Source organism: Luteococcus sp. (assembly GCF_043424415.1).
Lineage (GTDB): Bacteria > Actinomycetota > Actinomycetes > Propionibacteriales > Propionibacteriaceae > Luteococcus.
On the sequence record NZ_JBHWOO010000077.1, the window covers coordinates 11,919 to 32,358 of the forward strand.

The 20,440-nt window shown below is 69.2% G+C and carries 15 protein-coding genes and 1 pseudogene; 7 read left to right on the top strand and 9 right to left on the bottom strand.

The features are described from left to right. The 4 genes from ACHFFZ_RS04650 to ACHFFZ_RS04665 all read right to left on the bottom strand — a co-directional run bounded on the left by ACHFFZ_RS04650 (position 1) and on the right by ACHFFZ_RS04665 (position 6,544). A complete protein-coding gene (locus ACHFFZ_RS04650) occupies positions 1-2,592 on the bottom strand; it encodes a sucrose phosphorylase (RefSeq protein WP_394275495.1) in 2,592 nt (863 codons plus the stop codon). Between the two features lie 261 nt (positions 2,593-2,853). Then, complete coding sequence (pgi, locus tag ACHFFZ_RS04655; RefSeq protein WP_394275496.1) at positions 2,854-4,530, bottom strand: glucose-6-phosphate isomerase; 1,677 nt, start codon at positions 4,528-4,530, stop codon at positions 2,854-2,856. 94 nt (positions 4,531-4,624) lie between these two features. After that, the gene (locus tag ACHFFZ_RS04660; protein WP_394275497.1) at positions 4,625-5,863 is read right to left on the bottom strand and encodes an SH3 domain-containing protein; all 1,239 of its coding nucleotides are present in this window, start codon (positions 5,861-5,863) and stop codon (positions 4,625-4,627) included. Between the two features lie 111 nt (positions 5,864-5,974). Continuing rightward, complete coding sequence (locus ACHFFZ_RS04665) at positions 5,975-6,544, bottom strand: TetR/AcrR family transcriptional regulator (RefSeq protein WP_394275498.1); 570 nt, start codon at positions 6,542-6,544, stop codon at positions 5,975-5,977. A gap of 164 nt (positions 6,545-6,708) precedes the next feature. Here ACHFFZ_RS04665 and ACHFFZ_RS04670 point away from each other — a divergent pair, with 164 nt between their 5' ends. Together ACHFFZ_RS04670 and ACHFFZ_RS04675 are read left to right on the top strand one after the other, a co-directional pair. After that, positions 6,709-6,993, top strand: coding sequence for a hypothetical protein (locus ACHFFZ_RS04670; protein WP_394275499.1), 285 nt, complete (start codon positions 6,709-6,711; stop codon positions 6,991-6,993). 56 nt (positions 6,994-7,049) lie between these two features. Next, entirely contained in the window at positions 7,050-7,964 is a 915-nt protein-coding gene (locus tag ACHFFZ_RS04675) for a DsbA family protein (RefSeq protein WP_394275500.1), read from the top strand. Between the two features lie 29 nt (positions 7,965-7,993). Here ACHFFZ_RS04675 and ACHFFZ_RS04680 read toward each other — a convergent pair whose 3' ends face one another. The 3 genes from ACHFFZ_RS04680 to ACHFFZ_RS04690 are packed head-to-tail and all read right to left on the bottom strand — an operon-like array spanning position 7,994 to position 10,081. After that, on the bottom strand, positions 7,994-8,641 hold the full coding sequence (locus ACHFFZ_RS04680; RefSeq protein WP_394275501.1) for a bifunctional 4-hydroxy-2-oxoglutarate aldolase/2-dehydro-3-deoxy-phosphogluconate aldolase: 648 nt from the start codon (positions 8,639-8,641) through the stop codon (positions 7,994-7,996). Between the two features lies 1 nt (position 8,642). Beyond that, positions 8,643-9,461 carry a cytochrome c biogenesis protein CcdA gene (locus tag ACHFFZ_RS04685; protein WP_394275502.1) on the bottom strand — a complete coding sequence of 273 codons (819 nt, stop codon included), beginning with the start codon at positions 9,459-9,461 and terminating at the stop codon, positions 8,643-8,645. A 20-nt stretch (positions 9,462-9,481) separates the two neighbouring features. Beyond that, positions 9,482-10,081 carry a TM2 domain-containing protein gene (locus tag ACHFFZ_RS04690; RefSeq protein ID WP_394275503.1) on the bottom strand — a complete coding sequence of 200 codons (600 nt, stop codon included), beginning with the start codon at positions 10,079-10,081 and terminating at the stop codon, positions 9,482-9,484. Positions 10,082-10,187: 106 nt separating this feature from the next. Between ACHFFZ_RS04690 and ACHFFZ_RS04695 the strand changes: the two genes are divergently transcribed. Both ACHFFZ_RS04695 and ACHFFZ_RS04700 read left to right on the top strand, forming a co-directional pair. Then, positions 10,188-12,743, top strand: a complete 2,556-nt coding sequence (locus tag ACHFFZ_RS04695; protein WP_394275504.1) for a DEAD/DEAH box helicase — start codon at positions 10,188-10,190, stop codon at positions 12,741-12,743. A 127-nt stretch (positions 12,744-12,870) separates the two neighbouring features. Then, positions 12,871-13,338, top strand: a complete 468-nt coding sequence (locus ACHFFZ_RS04700) for a YbhB/YbcL family Raf kinase inhibitor-like protein (protein WP_394275505.1) — start codon at positions 12,871-12,873, stop codon at positions 13,336-13,338. Between the two features lie 65 nt (positions 13,339-13,403). Here ACHFFZ_RS04700 and ACHFFZ_RS04705 read toward each other — a convergent pair whose 3' ends face one another. Both ACHFFZ_RS04705 and ACHFFZ_RS04710 read right to left on the bottom strand, forming a co-directional pair. Continuing rightward, positions 13,404-14,864 carry an amino acid permease gene (locus ACHFFZ_RS04705; protein ID WP_394275506.1) on the bottom strand — a complete coding sequence of 487 codons (1,461 nt, stop codon included), beginning with the start codon at positions 14,862-14,864 and terminating at the stop codon, positions 13,404-13,406. Positions 14,865-14,967: 103 nt separating this feature from the next. Then, positions 14,968-15,804, bottom strand: coding sequence for a siderophore-interacting protein (locus ACHFFZ_RS04710; protein WP_301408076.1), 837 nt, complete (start codon positions 15,802-15,804; stop codon positions 14,968-14,970). A 238-nt stretch (positions 15,805-16,042) separates the two neighbouring features. Between ACHFFZ_RS04710 and ACHFFZ_RS04715 the strand changes: the two are divergent. The 3 genes and pseudogenes from ACHFFZ_RS04715 to ACHFFZ_RS04725 all read left to right on the top strand — a co-directional run. Next, positions 16,043-17,473: pseudogene (locus ACHFFZ_RS04715) on the top strand (catalase); the annotation flags it as partial. 302 nt (positions 17,474-17,775) lie between these two features. Beyond that, entirely contained in the window at positions 17,776-18,264 is a 489-nt protein-coding gene (locus tag ACHFFZ_RS04720) for an acyl-CoA thioesterase (protein ID WP_394275507.1), read from the top strand. Positions 18,265-18,332: 68 nt separating this feature from the next. Continuing rightward, a complete protein-coding gene (locus tag ACHFFZ_RS04725) occupies positions 18,333-20,111 on the top strand; it encodes a glycoside hydrolase family 15 protein (RefSeq protein ID WP_394275508.1) in 1,779 nt (592 codons plus the stop codon). Positions 20,112-20,440 lie beyond the last annotated feature (329 nt).

The following is a 20,440-nucleotide window of genomic DNA, read 5'->3' on the forward strand; positions in this document are numbered from 1 at the left end:
TCAGACCTCCTGGCCGTCAGCGGTGATCGTGAAGCTCCTGCTGGCCAGGTCGGCCTTCAGCACGGCCTCGTGCCCGTCCTTGGTCCAGCTCACCTGCAACTCGTGGGCGGGGGTCTCGGCGACGATGCACTCGGCATCCCAGCCGAAGGCCGCGAAGCTGTTGCGGAAGCGCAGCAGCTCCAGCTGGCGCTGGGCCAGCGGGGTCCCCAGGGCCTCGCGCACCTGCTCACGGGTCAGGTTGGTGCGGTTGATCTCCTTGTGACCGCCCGCTCCGGCACGCTCCACCGCGGCATGGTCATTGCGTCCACCGAACAGGTCGAGGTACCAGACCTGGGGCTTGCCCGGCATGAAGAGCTGGATCGCGCGGGCCAGCAGCATCGCCTCGTCGCTCTCGCCCAGTGCCGAGTAGTAGGTGGCATTGACCTGGTAGTACATCTTCTTCTGGCCGTGCAGGTCCTTGACGTGGCCGCCCCGGTCCACGACGGTGGCGATCAGCTGGTCGATCTCGTCGTCGGTGAGCAGGCCCTTGAGATCGAGCAGCGGGATGCCGTCGTGGCAGCCCAGCATGTTGACGGTGTGGATCTTCTTGTCGACCAGCTCGCCGATCCAGCGCTCGAGGTGGCGGGCATCGGCCTTGGCCAGGGCGTCGATCACCAGGCCGGGCAGGAAGAAGTCGTAGGTGAGGTAGCCCTTGGAGCTGAGCAGCTCGTGGATGCCCTCCTCGTAGCGGGAGTGGATCTCGGGCAGCAGCTTGAGGCCCCGGTCACGCGCCAGGGTGTTGACGCGGTCCAGCAGCTGCCAGGTGCCGGGATCGTTGAGGAAGTTCTTCTCCCCCGGCTCCTTGGGGGCGTAGGCAAAGGCGTCCAGCCGCACGATCTCAGCCCCGTAGCCCGACAGCTTGTCCAGCACGTCGGCGTAGAAGTCCCAGACCTTGGAGCTCTTGATGTTGAGGTCCATCTGGCCCAGGTAGCTGCGGGTGGAGTCCAGCAGCTCGACGACCTGGTCGCGGGCCTGCTCCATCTCGCCCAGCTCGAGCTCGGCCGGGGTGCGCCCGGCCTCCAGCTGCTCGGCGATCGAGGGCGCCAGCGCCACTGCCTGCTGGTACTGCAGGCCGGTGGCACGCATCAGCTGCTGCGCGTCGGGAGCGGAGTAGCGCACCTCCTGGTAGAAGGTGTTCCAGTAGGGCTTCTCGGTGCCGTCGGGCATGCGGACCATGAGGATCGGCAGGCCGGGCTTGCGGAAGAACATGTCCTTGATCAGCTCCGGATCGGGCTGCACATAGCCCTCGGGCGTCATGGTGCCGTGGCCGGCCCAGAACTTGTTCCAGTCGATGAAGAAGTCCGCGAACTCGCTGCGCGCGCCCTTGGCCAGCAGGTCCTGGAACTGCGGCGAGAGCACCGAGGCGTGGTTCAGGATGAAATCGAACTTCAGCCGGATGCCGGCAGCCTGCAGCGCCGGAAGGTCCTGCGGCTGGGTGTAGAGCTTGCTCAGCTCGTAGTCGATCACCGAGAAGCCGCGGTCCAGGTCGGTGTTGAAGACGCTCGGCAGCAGGTAGGCCGAGGTGAAGGCCCCCGCCACCGCCGGGTCGGTGAGGAAGTCGACCTCGTCGCCCACCGTGCCGCCCAGGCTGTCGGGGTAGACGTTGAGCATGGCGCCGTGCTCGGGCAGGTGGCGGCCCATGGAGCGCAGATAGGTGTCGTACGAGATCACCTCACCGGCCTTGGTCACGATGATCCGCGCCCGGTGGGCCTGGTCGTGCAGGTGCTCCTGCTCGATCGCCAGCACCAGCGAGGTGAAGGGGCTGTCGGTGGCGCCATCGCGGGCCCGGGAGCGGCGATGCGCCAGGGTCTCGGCCGGGGTGGAGTTCAGCAGGACCGGGATGTCGACGCCCTCGACGTGCTGGGAGTTGCCGTGGGTCCACTCGACCACGAGCACCTGAACCTCACGCAGGTCCATCCGGTCGTACCAGAGCTCACCGGGTTCGCGCCCCATCCGCTTGAGCAGCAGGCTCTCCGCACCGCCCTTGAAGGCGGTGATGATGGCGTTGACCTCGTCGAAGTCGATCTCGTCCTGGCTGCCCAGGTAGTCGTCGAGGGCGCGGGCACCTGCGGCACGGTAGGTGGTCAGCCACGGGTCCTCGTGGGCCTGGTCGACGGCCGCGTCTCGGTCGGCGACCTGCAGCTCGGCCAGGCGGGCGCGCACCTGGTCGTCGTAGAGTCCGGCGGCCACCAGGCCCTTCACGCCGGCGGCGCGGAAGGTGCGCAGCCGCTCGGCGTCGTTCTCGCGGGGGATGCGGTGCGGATAGTTGTCGCCGCTCATCACATGGGCGCCGATGCCGTTGTGGCGCATCACGTGGGCCAGCACCGAGCCGATCTCCGACTTGCCGACGCCCGAGCCGCCGTGGACGGCAATCACTGCCCGGTGTGCCGGGCTCTGCTCCAGTGCCTGCTGCAGCATGGGCCACAGCTCGGGCAGGATCGCCTCGGCCCGCTGCAGGTGGTCCTGGCCGATATCCACCTTGTCACCGGGCATGTCCCCGGTGGGGATCTGTGCGGTGTCGTCGATGGTGGGCAGCCGGTAGGCGTCGCTCATGGTGTGGTCCCCGTGGTTCGTGGTGGTGCAGCGCGACTGCGCTCCACCCAGCCTACCAAGGGCGCCGGTGCCCGGCGGTGGATGGTCATCCACGATCTCGTGGGCATTTCCGGTGGGTACTCCAACAGGAGATGCCCACGGCATGGGCCCCGACACGCGACGAGCCCCGCCCCCGTTACCTTTCTGGTGACCCCGTGAGGGCGGGAGGGCGGGGCTCGTGGTGCTCAGCGGATCACTCCGGGCGTCGAACCGGAGGTTCGCTCACTTCTCGCGCTTGGCCAGGTAGTAGTCGATCAGCGCCTGGGTGGAGGGGTCCTGCTCCAGCTTGGCGGCCTCATCGCCCTGGACGGCGGGGGCGATCTTCATGGCGAGCTGCTTGCCCAGTTCGACACCCCACTGGTCGAAGGAGTCGATGCCCCACACGATGCCCTCGACGAAGGTGATGTGCTCGTAGAGGGCGATCAGCTGGCCGACCACCGAGGGGGTCAGAGCAGGCGCCATGATCGAGGTGGTGGGCCGGTTGCCCTCGAAGACGCGGGCCGGGACGACCTCCTCCCTGGTACCCTCGGCGCGCACCTCGCCGGCGGTCTTGCCGAAGGCCAGCGCCGCGGTCTGGGCGAAGAAGTTGGACAGGAAGAGCTCGTGGACGTCGGTCTCGCCGTCCTTGAGCGGGTTGGCCGGAGTGGCCACGGCAATGAAGTCGGCCGGGATCAGGCGGGTGCCCTGGTGGATCAGCTGGTAGAAGGCGTGCTGGCCGTTGGTGCCGGGCTCGCCCCAGAAGATCTCGCCGGTGTCGGTGGTCACCGGGGTGCCGTCCCAGCGCACGGACTTGCCATTGGACTCCATGGTGAGCTGCTGCAGGTAGGCCGGGAAGCGGTGCAGGTACTGCGCATAGGGCAGCACGGCATGGCTGGCGGCCTTGAAGAAGTTGACGTACCAGACATTGAGCAGGCCCATCAGCAGCGGCACGTTCTTCTCCGGCGCGGCGCTGCGGAAGTGCTCGTCGATGGCGTGGAAGCCGGCGAGGAAGTCACGGAAGTTCTTCGGTCCGATGGCGATGGCCAGCACGGTGCCGACGGCGGAGTCGACCGAATAGCGCCCGCCGACCCAGTTCCAGAAGCCGAAGGCATTGGCGGGGTCGATGCCGAAGGCCTCCACCTTGTCCAGGGCGGTGGAGACCGCGACGAAGTGCTTGGCGACGGCCTCCTTCTGGCCCGCCTCCTCATCGATGGCACCGGCCTCGGCCAGGCGCTCCAGCAGCCAGGCTCGGGCCAGGCGTGCATTGGTGAGCGTCTCCAGGGTGGTGAAGGTCTTGGAGACGACGATGAACAACGTGGTCTCGGGGTCCAGGTCGCGGGTCTTCTCGGCGATGTCGGTGGGGTCGATGTTGGAGACGAAACGGCACTCCAGGTCCTGCTGCACATAGGGCTTGAGGGCCTCGTAGACCATGACGGGGCCCAGGTCGGAGCCGCCGATGCCGATGTTGACGACGGTCTCGATGCGCTTGCCGGTCACGCCGGTCCAGGCGCCGGAGCGGACCTTCTCGGCGAAGGCGTCGATGCGGTCGAGGACCTCGTGGACGTCCTTGGCGACGTCCTGGCCGTCGACGATGAGCCCGGCGGAGGGATCGGGCAGGCGCAGTGCGGTGTGCAGCACGGCGCGGTCCTCGGTGACATTGATGTGCTCGCCGCGGTACATGGCCTCGCGGCGCTCGGCCAGGCCCACCTCGTCGGCCAGCTGCAGCAGCGCGGGCAGGACCTCGTCGTCGAGGAAGTTCTTGGACAGGTCGACGTGCAGGTCGGCGGCGTCGAAGGTGTAGCGACGAGCCCGCTCGGGATCGTCGGCGAAGGCCGCCTTCAGGTCGGGCGTGTAGCCCTCGTGGAGGGTGGTCAGTTCGGCCCAGGCGGCCGTGGACGTGGGATCAACCGGAGTCTGCATGGCACCCAGCCTATGACCACGGCCGTGCCACCGGCAGGGCTTGAACGACACCCGGCCGCCGTTGCCGGGGGCCGGGTGTCGTCGTGCCAGTGGGTCAGCGCACGGTGACGTGCACGTGGTCGTAGTGGTTGGCGGTGGCCGAACCACGATCGGACATGGAGCGCCAGCCCTCGCCGGAGCGCTGCGTGGTCCAGATCTGCTGGGAGTAGATGACCTCGGTGATGCCCAGGCGGGAGGCATTGGCACGCGCCCAGCGCGCCACCTCCCAGCCCGTCTGGCCGCTCACCATGATGTCAATGGCGTGGCCGCTGCCGTGCGCATCGGCCGAGCCACGCACGCCGCCGAAGCTCTTGATCGACGGGAAGTTGGCACAGACGCCGCGGTGCACGGCCACGGCATTGGCCACCAGTCCCCGCTCGACGGCATAGGAGCTGCAGGTGCCGCCTGCGGCGCTGCGGGCCTTGGTGGCGCTGGGCCTGGTGCTGATCCGGGTGCCGGTGCTCGGCTTCGGGGCGGCGCTGGCGCGGCTCGTCGACGTGGCGCCGCTCGTCGCCACGGAACGGGGAGCCGGCTTGTCGTCGGTCAGGTAGGCCGAACGGACCCAGCCGGGCTTCCCGTCGAGGGAGACCTGGCGCCAGCCGTCCTGGCGCAGGCTGGTGACCTTGACCGACTCGCCCTGGTCGAGACTGCCGATCTTGCGGGCCTCGGTGCTGGGCAGCGAGCGCACGTTCACGACGGTCGTGCTCCAGCGGGTGCCGATGACCTCGGCGAGCGGGGCGGGCCGCGCCGCGACCTTCGACGAGGGAGCCTTCGTGGCCGTCCGCTTGGTGGCCTTCGGTGTGCTGGCCCGGGTGGCCTTGGCACTGGACCGGGCAGTCCTCGGGGTGGCCTTGGCGCTCGGGGTGGCCTTGGCGCTCGGGGTGGCCTTGGCGCTCGGGGTGGCCTTCGCGCTCGGGGTGGCCTTCGCGCTCGGGCTCACGCTGGCGCTGGCACTGGGCGTGGCACTGGCGCTGGGCGTGATGACCGGGCGCTGCTGGGAACGGCTCACCGCGGCCTGCTCCTGGCGTCCCAGGGCGGGCGAGGTGGCCTCGGCAGCCTCGTCGTTGACCGATCCCGGCAGCAGCCAGGCGCCGGTGCCGACGGTGGCCAACCCGACCACCAGGGCCAGCGGAGCCAGCCCACGGCGGCGGGGGCGGGGGTCGTCCTCGATCTGTTCGGCGGCATCCGTCGCGGGTCCGACGACCACGCTGTCCACGACACCGGCTTCGTCGATGGGTGCGGTGTGCTCGCCGGTGGTCTGCGGCAGGCCGGAGGGTTCGTTGCTGGTGGTCACCGTGGGAGGTCCTGTTCGTGGCTGTGGGGCTGGCACCCGGTTCGCTCTCAGCGTGATCGGGCCTCCCGAGCCTAACCCAAGCCTGAGAAAAACCCCAAGATCCCCTCAGTTTCACCCCAGGAGGGCAAGCCAGACATCCATTGCCCGGCGGGAGGCCTCTTCGTCACGGTGCACCAGGTAGTCCTGCAGCAGGCCGTCGGCCATCACCACCAGGGCGGCGGTGAACTGCCCCAGGTGCTGCCCCTGGAGCCCCTCGACGCCCTCGGCTGCCATTGCGACCTTGTGCCCCAGGCAGTCCAGACGGGCCTGGCGCCAGCGCGGCGCCAGTTCCTGCATGCCCTCGGTGCGCATGGCGTGGTCGAGCAGCTCCAGACGGCTCCAGTGCTGGTTGGTGCGCGCGACGATGTCGTCCAGCATCGAGCCCATCAGGGAGCGGGCGATCTCCTGCCGAGAGTCGCCGGCCACCTCCAGGGACTTGCAGGCTGCGAGCTCCAGCGACTGAAGGCGCTCGATGGCCGCGCCCATCAGGGCCTGGTGGGAATCGAAGGCATAGTGGAAGCTCGCCAGGGGCATCCCTGCCTGCGCGGCGATGGCGCGCGTGGTGCCCGAGGCCACGCCGTTGCGGGCCACCACCTCCAGCGCGGCATCCAGCAGCTTCTCGCGCCTGTCGGCCAAGCTCATCCTCGTCATTGACATCACTCCCCCCGTTTCGCCTGGTTCCCAACCGTCACAGGCATTTTCTCGATGACCCCGACGCCCCCGCGCCGAGAACCACATCTTGACAAGTGTGGCATCCCGGCGTGTGCCGCAACGACTTCCCGGGGCGATCCGTAGGGTGACCGGCGATGACCTGCCCACTTCCCGGCCCTGTTGGCCGCACTCCCAGCCCCCCGGCCACCCGCCCCATGGCCATCTTCGCCCTCGGCCTGGCACTGGCCCTCGGCCCCGCTGCCGGCCTCGCCTGGGCCGACGAACCCGACGCCGTGCGCACCGTGCAGGCAGAGGTGCTGCCCCGCGCGCTGCGCTGGGCGATGGCCCTGCTCGCCGCCCTGGGCGTGGTCGTCGGTTTCGGGGCGGCCAGCCTCAGCCTGCGCGAGCCCGAGCGCCACCGCGGGCGCCTCATCGACTGAGTTCGCCCGCCGCGCGCCGGGCGTGCCGCCGTGCGCGGGCCATTTAGGCTGGGGGCATGCCCAGCTCCTCCCCCCAGCAGCAGCCCGACGCCTACCTGCCGCCCGACGGTGACGCCACCACTCCCGGCGGCCCCGACGAGGCCCCCGGGGGTACCGGTGGGTTGCGCCCGGGTCAGGGGTGGGCACCGGGCAGTGACCGCACCGACCGGTCTCGTACCCGCTCGGCCGCCCGTCTGCCGTGGGTGCTCGTCGCCATGCTGGGAACGCTCAGCCTGGTGCTCGGCAGCCTGCTGGTGGCTCAGAACGGTGAGCTGCAGGACTTGCGCCGCATGGCCGAACAGGCCCCCGCCCCAGCCGCGACGGCCGCACAGCAGGCACCCCAGCAGACCCAGGCCACGCCGGCACCGGAGGCGGTCGCCGCGATGAAGAAGCTGCCGCGCCGCGTCAAGGACGACCCCACCGCACTCGGCAAGGTCGACGCGCCGGTCACGATGATCGTCTGGTCCGACTACCGCTGCCCCTTCTGCTCGGTCTGGGCGCGCGACACCTTCCCCCAGCTCAAGCCCTATGTGGATTCGGGAAGCCTGCGCATCGAGCACCGCGACCTGGTGCTCTTCGGTGAGCAGTCCATGGCCACCGCCATCGCCGCGCGAGCCGCCGGCCAGCAGGGCAAGTACTGGGAGTTCTCGCACGCCGTGCACGCCGCAGCCCCCACCAGCGGCCACCCGGAGATCACCGCCGCCGACCTCAAGGTCTTCGCCCAGCAGGCCGGAGTGCCCGACCTGGCGAAGTTCAGCGCCGACTCCACCAGTGCCGGCCTGAAGGCCTCGGTGGAGAAGGACGTCACCGAGGCACGCCAACTGGGACTGACCGGCACGCCCTTCTTCGTCATCAACACCACTCCCCTGTCGGGGGCCCAGCCGCTGCAGGTCTTCACCCAGACCCTCGAGGCCAACGGGGCCCACAAGTAGGCCGGCCGGCAAGCGCCCGGGCCCGGGCCTCAGCCCTCGTCGACGGCGGTGCGGAAGGTCTGGCAGCGCTCGCGCAGGCTGCCCAGGGATCCGCCGCCGAAGGCATCGCCCAGCAGCGCATCGTCGAGCCAGACCGCCGTCGCGCCCGCTTCGGCCCAGCGACGGGCCGAGTAGGCGCCCAGGCCGCCGCGGGCACACAGGTCGACGCCCGGCGCGAGCTGCACCAGTGCCTCGGGATAGCCCGAGCCCATCACCTCGGCGGGCACGACGAGCACGGCCGAGACCCCGCTGCGCCATGCTGCCTGCACCTCGGTGGGGGTCAGCGCCGAGACCAGGAAGGGAACCCCGGCCTCGCGGATGCGCGCGGCCAGGGATTCGTCGGGACCCGCCAGGGCCAGGAAGTTGACGCCCGCCTCCAGCGCCTCGTCCAGCTCCTGCCCGCTCGAGATGTCGTGGACTCCAAGGGTGGCCCGGGGCCCGAAGACCGCACGCAGCCGCGCGGCCTGCTCCACCTTGCCCGCCGGCAGACTGACCACGCCGATGCCCTCCTGCACCATCACCTCGACGGCGGCCACCAGCGAGGGCATCGCCCGGTCGGGCAGGGTGCCCACCAGGCGCTGCTGCAGGAGCCGTTCGGGTAGCTGGACGGGGCTGGCGTCGTTCCCGGGAGTGCTCATGTCAGTCATTGTCCCGCACCCGGTCGCGCTCGCCCAGCCAGATCCAGGTGAGCACCCCCACCAGGGCGATGACCAGCACCAGCACGGGCCAGTCCCCCAGCGCCTGGCCGATGCCGTGCAGGCGGTTCTCCAGCCGGTACTGGCCCTGGGCGTCCAGCACCGAACCCGCCTGGCCGCCGCTGACGAGCAGGAATACCCCCAGTGCGACGAAGACCAGCCCAATGACGAGCTGACCCACAGTGGTGCGCGCCCGGCCGAGCTGCACCGGCCGCGGACGCAGCCAGCCGCGCGCCGACGGCCCGACCTGCTGCCACAGCAGGCTCAGCACCATCAGCGGCAGCGTCATCCCCAGGCTGTAGGTGGCCATCAACAGGGCGGCCAGCACCGGGCTGGCCCCCATCGCCGCCAGGGTCAGCACCGATCCCAGGATGGGGCCGGTGCAGCCGCTGGCCAGCCCGTAGCTGGCGCCCAGGGCCAGGATCGCCAGCGGGTGGGCGGGGTCCTTGGCCTGACCCCGCAGACCCGGCAGGGACAGGCTGGCGCCCGAGGCCGTCACCAGTCCCAGGAGCACCAGGACCACGGCCCCGACCTTCAGCAGGCGGGCCGGGTCGACGGGCAGGGCGCTGCCCAGTGCACCGGCAGCCATGCCGAGCGGCACCATGGTGGCCAGCAGCCCGGCCAGGAAGAGCAACAGGCGGCCGACCATGGTCAGGGTGCGGGAGAAGGCGAAGGCGAAGAAGCTGGGCAGCAGCAGTGCCGCGCACGGGCTGAACAGCGCGGCCAGGCCGCCCAGGAAGGCCACGGCGAAGGAGGTCTGCATGGTGGTGCTCCGGTCCGGGCTCAGTCGCGCAGGGGACGGCCCTGGCGGTCGAGCGGGCGGCCAGTGAGCATCAGGATGCCGTCGATGAAGGGCCACAGCGCCCCGATGCCGAAGGTCACCAGGGTGACGACCACCTGCGCGATGCCGATGCCTACGTCGCCCTTGTAGAAGCGGCCCACTCCCAGCCCGCCGACCAGCAGCTGCAGCACGCCGGCCACCACCTTGCTCTTGTCGGAATAGGGCAGGCCGGTGGTCGGCTCGTAGCCATAGGGCGCGGCCGGGTTGGGGCCGGGCCAGGGAGTCATCTGCCATCCCTGCGCCTGCTGGCCGAACTGGGCCTGGCCCGGCTGGACCTGGCCGAACTGGATCTGCCCAGGGGCCGGCTGGGGAGGCGGCGCGAAGCCGGCTTCCTGGGGCTGTTGGGGCGCGGCCGGCTGCGGGGCCGGCTGCCCGACCTGCGACCAGGCCGGCTCGGCACAGGGATCGAAGTCGGGCAGCGAGCCCTGCGAGGACCACGGGGACGGCCCGCTCGGCCACGAGGAGTGGTCCTGTGAGGACGAAGGGTTCTGGGACGAAGTGCCCCGCGTGCCCTCGGGCATCGGGATGGTCGGCTCGCTCATGCGCCCCAGACTAGGACCCCCGCGGTCCCGAGCCCCGGCACCGGCGCGGCCACGGCAGCGGATCGTCAGAGGACCAGGGCTCGCCTCGTGGGACGATGGAGGCACCATGCGCCTCATCGACCAGCTCCCTGCCCTGGGCACCAACCCCGGCCCCGACGCCATCCACGACGCCTTCACGGCGTGGACCACCAGCAATGGCGTGACCCTGTACCCGCACCAGGAGGAGGCGATCCTCGAGATCCTCAGCGGGAACAATGCCGTGGTCATGACGCCCACCGGCTCCGGCAAGAGCCTGATCGCCATCGCCGCCCACTTCGCCGCGCTGGCCACCGACGGCGTCAGCTTCTACACCGCCCCGATCAAGGCGCTGGTGAGCGAGAAGTTCTTCGCCCTGTGCGAGGTCTTCGGCGCCACCAATGTGGGCATGGTCACCGGCGACGCCTCGGTCAACGCCGACGCCCCCATCATCTGCTGCACCGCCGAGATCCTGGCCAACATCGCCCTGCGCGAGGGGCGCGAGGCCGACGTCACCCAGGTGGTGATGGACGAGTACCACTTCGTCGCCGAGCCCGAGCGCGGATGGGCCTGGCAGGTGGGCATCACCGAGCTGCCGCAGGCCCAGCAGGTGCTGATGAGCGCCACCCTGGGTGACGTCAGCCAGCTCACCAAGGACCTCACCCGCCGCACCGGCCGCGAGACCGCCGTCATCGACGACGCGGTGCGCCCGGTGCCGCTGACCTACCGCTGGTCACTCACGCCGGTGCACGAGACGGTCGAGGAGATCGTCGCCACCGGCCAGGCGCCGGTCTACATCGTCCACTCCACCCAGGCCGCTGCCCTGGAGCGGGCGCAGGCCCTGCTGAGCATCAAGCTGGTCAGCACCGAGGAACGCCACCAGATCGTCGAGGCGATGGGCCACTTCCGCTTCGCCGGCGGCTTCGGCCAGACCCTGTCCAAACTGGTGCGCGCCGGCATCGGCGTCCACCACGCCGGCATGCTGCCCCGCTACCGGCGCCTGGTGGAGACACTGGCCCAGCAGGGGCTGCTCAAGGTGATCTGCGGCACCGACACCCTGGGCGTCGGCATCAACGTGCCCATCCGCACCGTGCTGTTCACCTCGCTGAGCAAGTTCGACGGCCGACGCTCCCGGATCCTGCGCAGCCGCGAGTTCCACCAGATCGCCGGCCGTGCCGGGCGCGCCGGTTTCGACACCATCGGCTACGTCGTGGCCCAGGCACCCGACCACGTCATCGAGAACGAGAAGGCACTGGCCAAGGCCGGTGACGACCCGAAGAAGCGCCGCAAGGTGCAGCGCAAGAAGGCCCCCGAGGGCTTCGTGAACTACTCCGAGGAGACCTTCCAGAAGCTGGTCGACTCCACCCCGGAGACCCTGCACGCCCGCATGAAGATCACCAATGCGATGCTGCTGAACATCCTGGAGCGCGAGACCGACACCGCGGCTGCGGTGGTGGCGCTGATCGACGAGTCGGTGCCGGACGAGGCGACCCGTCGCAAGCTGAAGCGACGCGCCGTCGCCCTGGCCCGCTCGCTGCTGCAGGCCGGCGTGATCACCCGCCTGGACCGACCCGAACAGTCGGGGCGCCGCTACGAGCTGGCGGTGGACCTGCAGGACAACTTCGCCCTCAACCAGCCGCTGAGTGCCTTCGCGATGGCGACGATGGACCTGCTGGACCCCGATGCCGATGGCTTCGAGCTGGATCTGGTGAGCATCATCGAGGCCACTCTCGAGGACCCGATGTTCATCCTGGTTCAGCAGCAGTACAAGGCCCGGGGCGAGGCCGTCGCGGAGATGAAGGCCGACGGCTACGACTACGAGGAGCGGATGGAGGCGCTGGAGGACGTCGAGTGGCCCAAGCCGCTGGCCGAGCTGCTGGAGCAGGCCTACGAGACCTACCGGCTGACCCATCCGTGGATCGCCGAGAACCAGCTCTCGCCCAAGTCGATCGTGCGCGACATGTACGAGCGCGCCATGGGCTTCGGTGAGTACGTCGCCCACTACAAGGTGCAGCGCAGCGAGGGCCTGCTGCTGCGCTACCTGTCCGATGCCTACCGGGCGCTGCGCCAGAGCGTCCCGGAACGCTATGTCACCGAGGACTTCACCGACCTGGTGGAGTGGCTCGGCGAGGTGATCCGCCAGACCGACTCCTCGCTGCTGGACGAGTGGGAGGCGCTCACCGATCCCGACGCCGACCCTGAGGACCGCCTCAAGGCGCTCACCCACCCGGCCGAGAAGCGCCACCCGGTCACCGGCAATGAGCGCGCCTTCATGGTGATGGTACGCAACCTGATGTGGCGCCACGTGGAGCTGATGGCCTACGACAAGGTGGACGAGCTGGCCGAGCTCGATGCCCGCGACCCCGCCGCGGTGATGGATGCCGATGCCTGGGACGAGGCCTTGGGTGCCTACTGGGACGAGCACGACGACATGGGCCTGGACGGCGATGCGCGTGGGCCCAGGATGCTGCGCATCGAGAAGTTCGGCGGCAAGGGTGGCGAGCCGCGCACCTGGCGGGTCGCGCAGGTGGTCGACGACCCCGAGCATGACCACGACTGGCAGCTGCAGGCCTCCATCGACCTGGACGCCTGTGACGAGGCCGGGGAGCTGGTGCTGCACGTGCTGGGCTTCAGCAGGATCGACTGATCGGTGCCGAGGCCCTGCCCCTTCAGGCATCGGAGCACTAGGCTCGAGGCATCCACGCGGTGCACTGCAGGCGCAGTGCCATCCCCGAGCGGAGGGCCCACTCGGCCCCCTGGACGAAGGAGCAGCCATGGAACTGACCAGCACGTCGATCACCGAGGGCGCCGAGATCGCCCGGAAGTACGCCACCGAGGACGCCGGCGGGCAGAACGTCAGCCCGCAGCTGTCCTGGAGCAATCCCCCGGAGGGCACCAAGAGCTTCGCCATCACCATCTACGACCCCGACGCCCCCACCGGCTCGGGCTTCTGGCACTGGGTGATGGCCGACATCCCCGCCGAGGTCACCGAGATCGCCGAGGGCGGCCCGGTGCCCGAGGGCGCCCGCGAATGGGTCATCGACTACGGCTTCGCCGGCTACGGCGGCCCCTGCCCGCCGCCCGGGCCGGCGCACCGCTACATCCACACGGTGCACGCACTGGGCTGCGAGGAGCTGCCGGTGCCGCTGGAGGCAACCAACACCCAGGCCCGCTTCGCCATCCACGCCCATGAGCTGGGCCGGGCGCAGGTCACCGGCCTGTTCGCCGTCGACGAGAGCTGACCCCAAGACGCACTGGTGCCCGCCACCCCTCGGGGCGGCGGGCACCAGTCGTGTCCGGGGGACGCTCAGTCGGTGCGCGACAGGTCCGCGGTCTCCAGCCGCACGCTGGGAGCGCGGGTGACCAGCTTGTGGCCGGCCCACAGGGCCAGGAAGACCGGCAGGCCCAGGTAGCTGGCGAACAGGCCCTCGACGTCGACGTCCCCGACGAAGGCCTGGTAGTTCTGTCCAGCCACCACCACGGCGCACATGGCCAGCGCCACCAGCGGGCCGAGCGGGAACCACTGGGCGCGGAAGGGCAGCTCGTCGAGGGACCGCCCCTGCGCGACGAAGGCGCGCCGGAAGCGGTAGTGGCACCAGGCGATGCCCATCCACGTGATGAAGCCGGCCAGGCCCGAGGCATTGACCAGCCACAGGTAGGCGCCGCCGTCGCCGATCAGGCTGGCGATGAAGCAGAAGGCACCGACGAGGGTGGTGGCCAGCAGCGCCGCCATCGGCACGCCCCGCTTGGTGGTGGTGCCGAAGACCTTGGGCGCCTTCCCGGAGCGCGCCATGCCGTACAGCATCCGGGTGGAGACGTACATGCCGGAGTTGCCGGCGCTGAGGATGGAGGTCAGGATCACCGCATTCATCAGCGATGCGGCACCGGCGATGCCGGCCCGCTCGAAGATCAGGGTGAAGGGGCTGACGGCAATGTTGTCGACGTCTGCGGACAGCAGCCGCTTGTCGGTGTAGCTGATCAGGAAACCGACCACCGCGATGGCACCGATGTAGAAGAGCATGATGCGGTAGAAGACGGCCTTGATGGCGCGCGGGATGGACTTCTCCGGGTGCTCGGCCTCGCCGGCTGCCACACCGATCATCTCCGTGCCCTGGAAGGAGAATCCAGCGATCATGAAGATGCCCAGCATGCCCTGCCAACCGTTGACGAAGGGGGCCTCGCCCTGGGTCCAGTTGCTGAAGCCTGCCGAGCGGCCGCCCATGATGCCCAGGATCATTGCCAGGCCCACGACGAGGAAGATGATGACGGTGACCACCTTGATGGAGGCGAACCAGAACTCGCTCTCACCGAAGGTGCCGACGCTGGCCGCATTCAGCAGGAAGAGGATGGCCAGGAAGATGGCGCTCCAGACCCAGGCCTGCACGTCGGGCAGCCAGTACTTCATCACCAGGGATGCGGCCACCAGTTCGGCCGCGACGGTGATGGCCCAGTTGAACCAGTAGTTCCAGCCCGTCGCGAAGCCGAAGGACGGGCTTACGAAGCGGGTGCCGAAGGCCTCGAAGGAGCCGGCGACGGGAAGCCAGGTGGACATCTCCCCCAAGGACTGCATCAGCAGGTAGACCATGAAGCCGATGGCGGCATAGGCCAGCAGTGCGCCGCCCGGACCGGCCTCGTTGATGGTCTGACCGGAGGCGACGAACAGGCCAGTGCCGATGGCACCGCCGATCGCGATCATGTTGAGGTGGCGCGCCCGCAGTCCGCGGTGGAGCTGGTGCTCGTCGCGTGCAGGTGTCTCGGTCTGGGCCATGGGCCGTCCTTCGTGAAGTGTTCAAGCATCACACGGGTGACCCCGGGACGTTACCAAGAACCCGGCCGAAGACCGAGGCGGGTCCACGGGACGGTGCCGACCTTCAGGACCCCGAGGTGGTCTCCTGCTCCATCTGGGCGACGAAGTCCTGCTTGCTGGCCTGCCAGTGGTCCTCGTCGAGACCGGGGCGCCAGTAGCCGGACAGGGACAGGTGTTCGCGGGGCATGGCACGCTCGCCCAGCAGGTGACGCCGCAACAGCCTGACCATGTCCGCCGAGCCGTGCACGAAGGCCTCCAGCCCATCCCAGGGCAGTTCGAGCCGCTCGACGGCGGCCAGGACGGGTTCGGCACCGGGCTGCTCGTCGCGGTGCAGCCAGATCACGTCCAGCCCCGGCAGGGAACGCAGGGGCAGGTGCACCGAGGCATCGGCCACCTGCAGGACCGCCGTCGCGGAGGCGCCGTGCGGGAGGTCGTCCAGTGCGGCACCGATGGCAGGCAGGGCCGTCTCGTCCCCCACCAGGAGGTGGTGTGGCGCGTCGGGCCGCGGGGCCCAGCCACCGCCCGGCCCGCGGAAGACGACGGACTCCCCCGGCTCCGCCCTCATGGCCCATGGGCCAGCGATCCCGGCGTCGCCGTGGACGAGGAAGTCGATGCTCATCCGCCCGGCGTCCAGGTCATGGTGGCGCACGGTGTAGGTGCGGCTGACCGGCCACTGCTCCCGCGGGTGTTCGTCCTGCACCCGGTCCGGGTCGAAGGGCAGCGTGTAGCCGGCACCCGATGGTGGGAAGAGCAGCTTGACGTAGCTGTCGGTCTTCTCCAGGGGGCCGATCTGGCGCAGGTCCGCCCCCTCGAAGTGGACGCGCACCATGTCCCGGGTGAGGACCTCCTTGCCGGTGACGGTGGCGTGGCGGGCAGGGCGGGGCTGGCGTGGGGCGTTCATGTCATCCTCCAGACATTTAGGTGAGGCAATCCTAACTTAAATGCCTTGCGGCTTAGATCCTTCGTCGACCTCTTGAAGTCCAGGGCCAGCCCGCCTAGCATCCAAGTCAGAACCCTTCCAACATTGGAATGGTTCCATCTTCCAGGAGGCTTACATGGCTGACATGACCGATCCGATGGCGAAGAACGGCGTGGGAGACCACCTGCCGAGCCGCAACAATGTGGTGGGCGAAGGCCCGATGACCATGGCCAATGGGTCGCCCGTGGTCGACAACCAGGACACGGCCACGGCCGGCGTGCGCGGGCCCGTCGTCCTGCAGGACGCCTGGAACATCGAGAAGCAGGCCCACTTCAACCGTGAGGTGATCCCCGAGCGGCGGATGCACGCCAAGGGCTGGGGCGCCTTTGGCGACTTCACCGTCACCCAGGACATCACCGACGTCTCCCACGCCAAGATCTTCTCCGAGGTGGGCAAGAAGTGCGAGATCTTCATGCGCTTCTCGACGGTCGCCGGCGAGCGGGGCGCCGCCGATGCCGAGCGTGACATCCGCGGCTTCGCGGCACGCTTCTACACCGAGGACGGCAACTGGGACGTGGTGGGCAACAACACCCCCGTCTTCTTCTTCCGCGACCCCAAGAAGTTCATCGACCTGAACCACGCCGTCAAGCGCGACCCCCGGACGAACCTGCGCAGCCCCAACACCAACTTCGACTTCTGGACCTCGCTGCCGGAATCCCTGTTGCAGACCACGATCATCATGTCCGACCGCGGCATCCCGTCGTCCTTCCGGTTCATGCACGGCTTCAGCTCCCACGCCTACTCGATGGTCAACGCCGCCGGAGTACGCACCTGGGTGAAATTCCACTTCCGTTCCCAACAGGGCATCCAGAACCTGACGGACCAGGAGGCTGCGACGGTCGTCGGACAGGACCGCGAGTCCAATGGGCGCGACCTCTACGAGGCCATCGAGAAGGGCCAGTTCCCCCAGTGGAAGCTCTACATCCAGACCATGACGGTCGAGCAGGCCGATGCGATGGAGACCAACCCCTTCGACCTCACCAAGATGTGGCCGAAGAAGGACTTCCCGCTGCGCGAGGTCGGCATCCTGGAGCTCAACCGCAATGCCGAGAACTACTTCGCCGACGTCGAGCAGGTGGCCTTCACGCCGCAGAACATCGTGCCCGGCATCGGCTACTCCCCTGACCGGATGCTGCAGACCAGGCTCTTCGCCTACGGGGACGCGGCCCGCTACCGCACGGGCATCAACCACCACCAGATTCCGGTGAACCAGCCCAAGGGCGTCGGCTGCCCGCACTCCTTCCACCGCGATGGCCAGATGCGCGTCGACGGCAACCGCGGCTCGGAACTGCACTACGAGCCCAACTCCTATGGCAACTGGGCGGACTCGCCGCAGCTGGCGGAGCCGACGCAGGCCGGCGGTGACATTGCGATGTACGACTACCGCGCCGACGACCACGACTACTACACCCAGCCCGGGATGCTGTGGCGTGCCATGACACCGGAACAGCAGCTGGTGACCTGTGAGAACACGGCACGGGCCATGGGCGACGCCACGCTGCAGGTGAAGCATCGCTACATCTACAACTGCTTCCACGCAGACCCCGCCTATGGCGAGGGCGTCGCGAAGGCCCTGGGCATCGACATCTCCACCGTCGACCTGACCGGCACGCCGGCCAACTCCCGCGCGGAATGGCTGGCGCGCAATGCGGTGGGCAAGGAGCTGGACCAGCCCACCAAGCCCACCGAGCCGGCCACCGCCGCGGACCTGCCACCAGCCGGTCGCGACACGAATGCGGCCGATCCGAAGAGCCTGTCCAGCTGGGAGGACGACCCCTACCTGCTCTGATCCACCTGCCCTGAGCCAGCGATCAGCACGTCGCCGGCCCCTGACCGATTCGGGGGCCGGCGGCCTTTTCCTGTCCTCAGCATGGAGTGACTAGGCTTGCCCCCGTGCCGAATTCCATGAATTTTCACTCGCGCAAGTGGGTCAAGCCCGAGGACCTCAACGCCAACCACTCCCTGTTCGGGGGGAGCCTGCTGCGCTGGATCGACGAGGAAGCCGCGATCTACGCCATCATCCAGCTCGGCAACGAACGCACCGTCACCAAGTACATGAGCGAGATCAACTTCGTCTCCTCGGCCCGGCAGGGTGACATCATCGAGATGGGCCTCAGCGTCGTGCGTTGGGGCCGCACCAGCCTGACCCTCAAGGCGGTGGTGCGCAATGTCTTCACCGGCGAGGTGATCATCTCCATCGACAAGATCGTCATGGTCGCCCTGGACGATGACGGAAATCCCAAGCCGCACGGCTATTCCACGGTCTCCTACAATCGAGACCGGGTGCCGCACCGCCTGGTGACCCGCCGCGCGAGCGATGCGCAGCTGCGCGCCACGATGGACGAGGACGCCTTCGCCGCCCGGACGAAGCCTTCCGAGTAGAGCCTCGCCCGGCGTGACCGGTGGAGCTGTGCGCGTGCCCGCCCCCCCCCGACGCACAGGAGACCTGGATGAGCACGCACACCCCGATCGAGGACTACGCCCTGCTGAGCGACCGCCGCACGGCGGCGCTGGTGAGCAGACAGGGCTCGATCGACTGGCTGTGCCTGCCCCGCTTCGACGACGAGGCCGTCTTCTGCGCCATCCTGGGCGACCGCGAGAACGGCCGCTGGCTGATGGCACCGGTCGACGGGGAAGTGGTGGAGCGGCGCTACCGCGACGACACCTTCGTCCTCGAGACCCGCTGGCGCACCCCCAGCGGCGAGTGCCTGGTCACCGAGTTCATGCCGCAGGCCAATGACCGCGCCGACCTCGTGCGCCACGTGACCTGCACCAGCGGCACCGTCACCATCGAGCACGAGCTGACGCTGCGCTTCCGCTACGGCCAAAGCCTCCCGTGGATGCGGCGGGCCCCCGACGAGCAGGGCGAGCAGGCGCTGGTGGCCATCTCCGGGCCCAATGCCCTGGTGCTGCACGGACCCGACCTGCACCCGGACGACGCCCACCACGCCGGCCGTTTCGAGCTGGACTCGGGCGAATCCGCCTGCTGGACCCTGACCTGGTTCGAGTCGCACCTGACCCCACCGGCCGCCCCCGACGTGGCCGCGGAGCTGGACAAGACCGTGGGCGACTGGCAGAAGTGGGCCGACGACATCCTCTCCGACGACCACTGCCGTGAGGCCCGGCGCTCCCTGCTGGTGCTGCGCGCCCTGACCCACCACGAGACGGGCGGGATCGTCGCGGCCCCCACCACCTCGCTGCCGGAGGACTTCGGGGGCGAGCGCAACTGGGACTACCGCTATGTGTGGCTGCGCGACTCTGCGCTGACCATGGAGGTGATGCTGGACCACGGCCTGACCGAGAAGAGCTGGCGTGACTGGCTGCTGAGGGCGGTGGCCAGTGACCACCACGACCTGCAGATCATGTACGGCGTCGGGGCCGAGCGCCTCGGCCAGGAGCAGGAGCTGGACCACCTGGCAGGCCATGCCGACTCCCGCCCGGTACGCATTGGCAATGGTGCCGCCGGCCAGTACCAGGCCGACGTGATCGGCGAGGTGATGCTGGCGCTGCAGAAGATGCGCGAGCACGGCATCGCCGAGGACCGCTTCAGCTGGGCACTGCAGGCCGTCCTGCTCGACGAGACGCTGGAACGCCTGGACGAACCGGACCACGGCATCTGGGAGATGCGCGGCGACCTGCACCACTTCACCCACAGCCGGGCCATGATGTGGGCGGCCTTCGACTGCGGCGTCCGCGCCGTCGAGCAGTACGGCTTCAAGGGCAATGTGGAGGCCTGGCGAGAGGCGCGTGACCGCCTCCACGACGAGATCTGGGACCAGGGCTTCAACACCGAGCTCAACAGCTTCACCCAGTCCTATGGCAGCACCGAGGTGGACGCCTCGCTGCTGGTGCTGCCCGGCACCGGCCTGGTCAGTGCCGACGACGAGCGGATGCTGGGCACCGTGGCCCGCATCGAGCAGGACCTGGTGGACGAGGACGGTTTCGTGCACCGCTACCGCACCGAGGCCAAGCTCGATGGCCTGGAGGGCGACGAGCACCCCTTCCTGCTGTGCACCTTCTGGCTGGTGACGCAGTATGCGCGCAGTGGCCGGCTCGACGAGGCCCAGGCCCGCTTCGAGAAGCTGGTGGCGCTGGGCGGTGAGCTGGGGCTGCTGGCCGAGGAGTACGACCCCGCCACCGGGCGCCACGCGGGGAACTACCCGCAGGCCTTCAGCCACCTGGGGCTGGCGCAGGCCGCCGCGGCGCTGCGCAAGCACGACCGTCGCTGACGGACATCCCCCTGCAGTCAGGCCCCGTCGGGCGTGCTGAGGGCGGTCATGGTCCTGCCCTGATCCCGACTCCCGTGGCCATCAGAGGATGATTTCAGCACGGAGCGGCGACCTTTGAATATCTCAGGGACTGCGCCTAGGGTTGCGTACATCACGACGGAGGTATGAGTATGCGTACGCGCGAAGAGTCCGACATCCGGGCTCCCTTCGACGTCGCCTCCCCCGTCATTCCTCTCGCTGGCGCCTGCTGCGCCTGTCGCGAGCACTGAGACCCGCACCTGCACGTCGCCCAGCACGGTCCAAGGACTATTTCATCAGTCGTGTCCCAC

Bases quoted from the DNA above. Each gene is read 5' to 3' on its own strand.
- ACHFFZ_RS04650 (WP_394275495.1), bottom strand. From the start codon at position 2,592: ATGAGCGACGCCTACCGGCTGCCCACCATCGACGACACCGCACAGATC.
- pgi (WP_394275496.1), bottom strand. From the start codon at position 4,530: ATGCAGACTCCGGTTGATCCCACGTCCACGGCCGCCTGGGCCGAACTG.
- ACHFFZ_RS04665 (WP_394275498.1), bottom strand. From the start codon at position 6,544: ATGAGCTTGGCCGACAGGCGCGAGAAGCTGCTGGATGCCGCGCTGGAG.
- ACHFFZ_RS04670 (WP_394275499.1), top strand. From the start codon at position 6,709: ATGACCTGCCCACTTCCCGGCCCTGTTGGCCGCACTCCCAGCCCCCCG.
- ACHFFZ_RS04675 (WP_394275500.1), top strand. From the start codon at position 7,050: ATGCCCAGCTCCTCCCCCCAGCAGCAGCCCGACGCCTACCTGCCGCCC.
- ACHFFZ_RS04680 (WP_394275501.1), bottom strand. From the start codon at position 8,641: ATGAGCACTCCCGGGAACGACGCCAGCCCCGTCCAGCTACCCGAACGG.
- ACHFFZ_RS04685 (WP_394275502.1), bottom strand. From the start codon at position 9,461: ATGCAGACCTCCTTCGCCGTGGCCTTCCTGGGCGGCCTGGCCGCGCTG.
- ACHFFZ_RS04690 (WP_394275503.1), bottom strand. From the start codon at position 10,081: ATGAGCGAGCCGACCATCCCGATGCCCGAGGGCACGCGGGGCACTTCG.
- ACHFFZ_RS04695 (WP_394275504.1), top strand. From the start codon at position 10,188: ATGCGCCTCATCGACCAGCTCCCTGCCCTGGGCACCAACCCCGGCCCC.
- ACHFFZ_RS04700 (WP_394275505.1), top strand. From the start codon at position 12,871: ATGGAACTGACCAGCACGTCGATCACCGAGGGCGCCGAGATCGCCCGG.
- ACHFFZ_RS04705 (WP_394275506.1), bottom strand. From the start codon at position 14,864: ATGGCCCAGACCGAGACACCTGCACGCGACGAGCACCAGCTCCACCGC.
- ACHFFZ_RS04710 (WP_301408076.1), bottom strand. From the start codon at position 15,804: ATGAACGCCCCACGCCAGCCCCGCCCTGCCCGCCACGCCACCGTCACC.
- ACHFFZ_RS04725 (WP_394275508.1), top strand. From the start codon at position 18,333: ATGAGCACGCACACCCCGATCGAGGACTACGCCCTGCTGAGCGACCGC.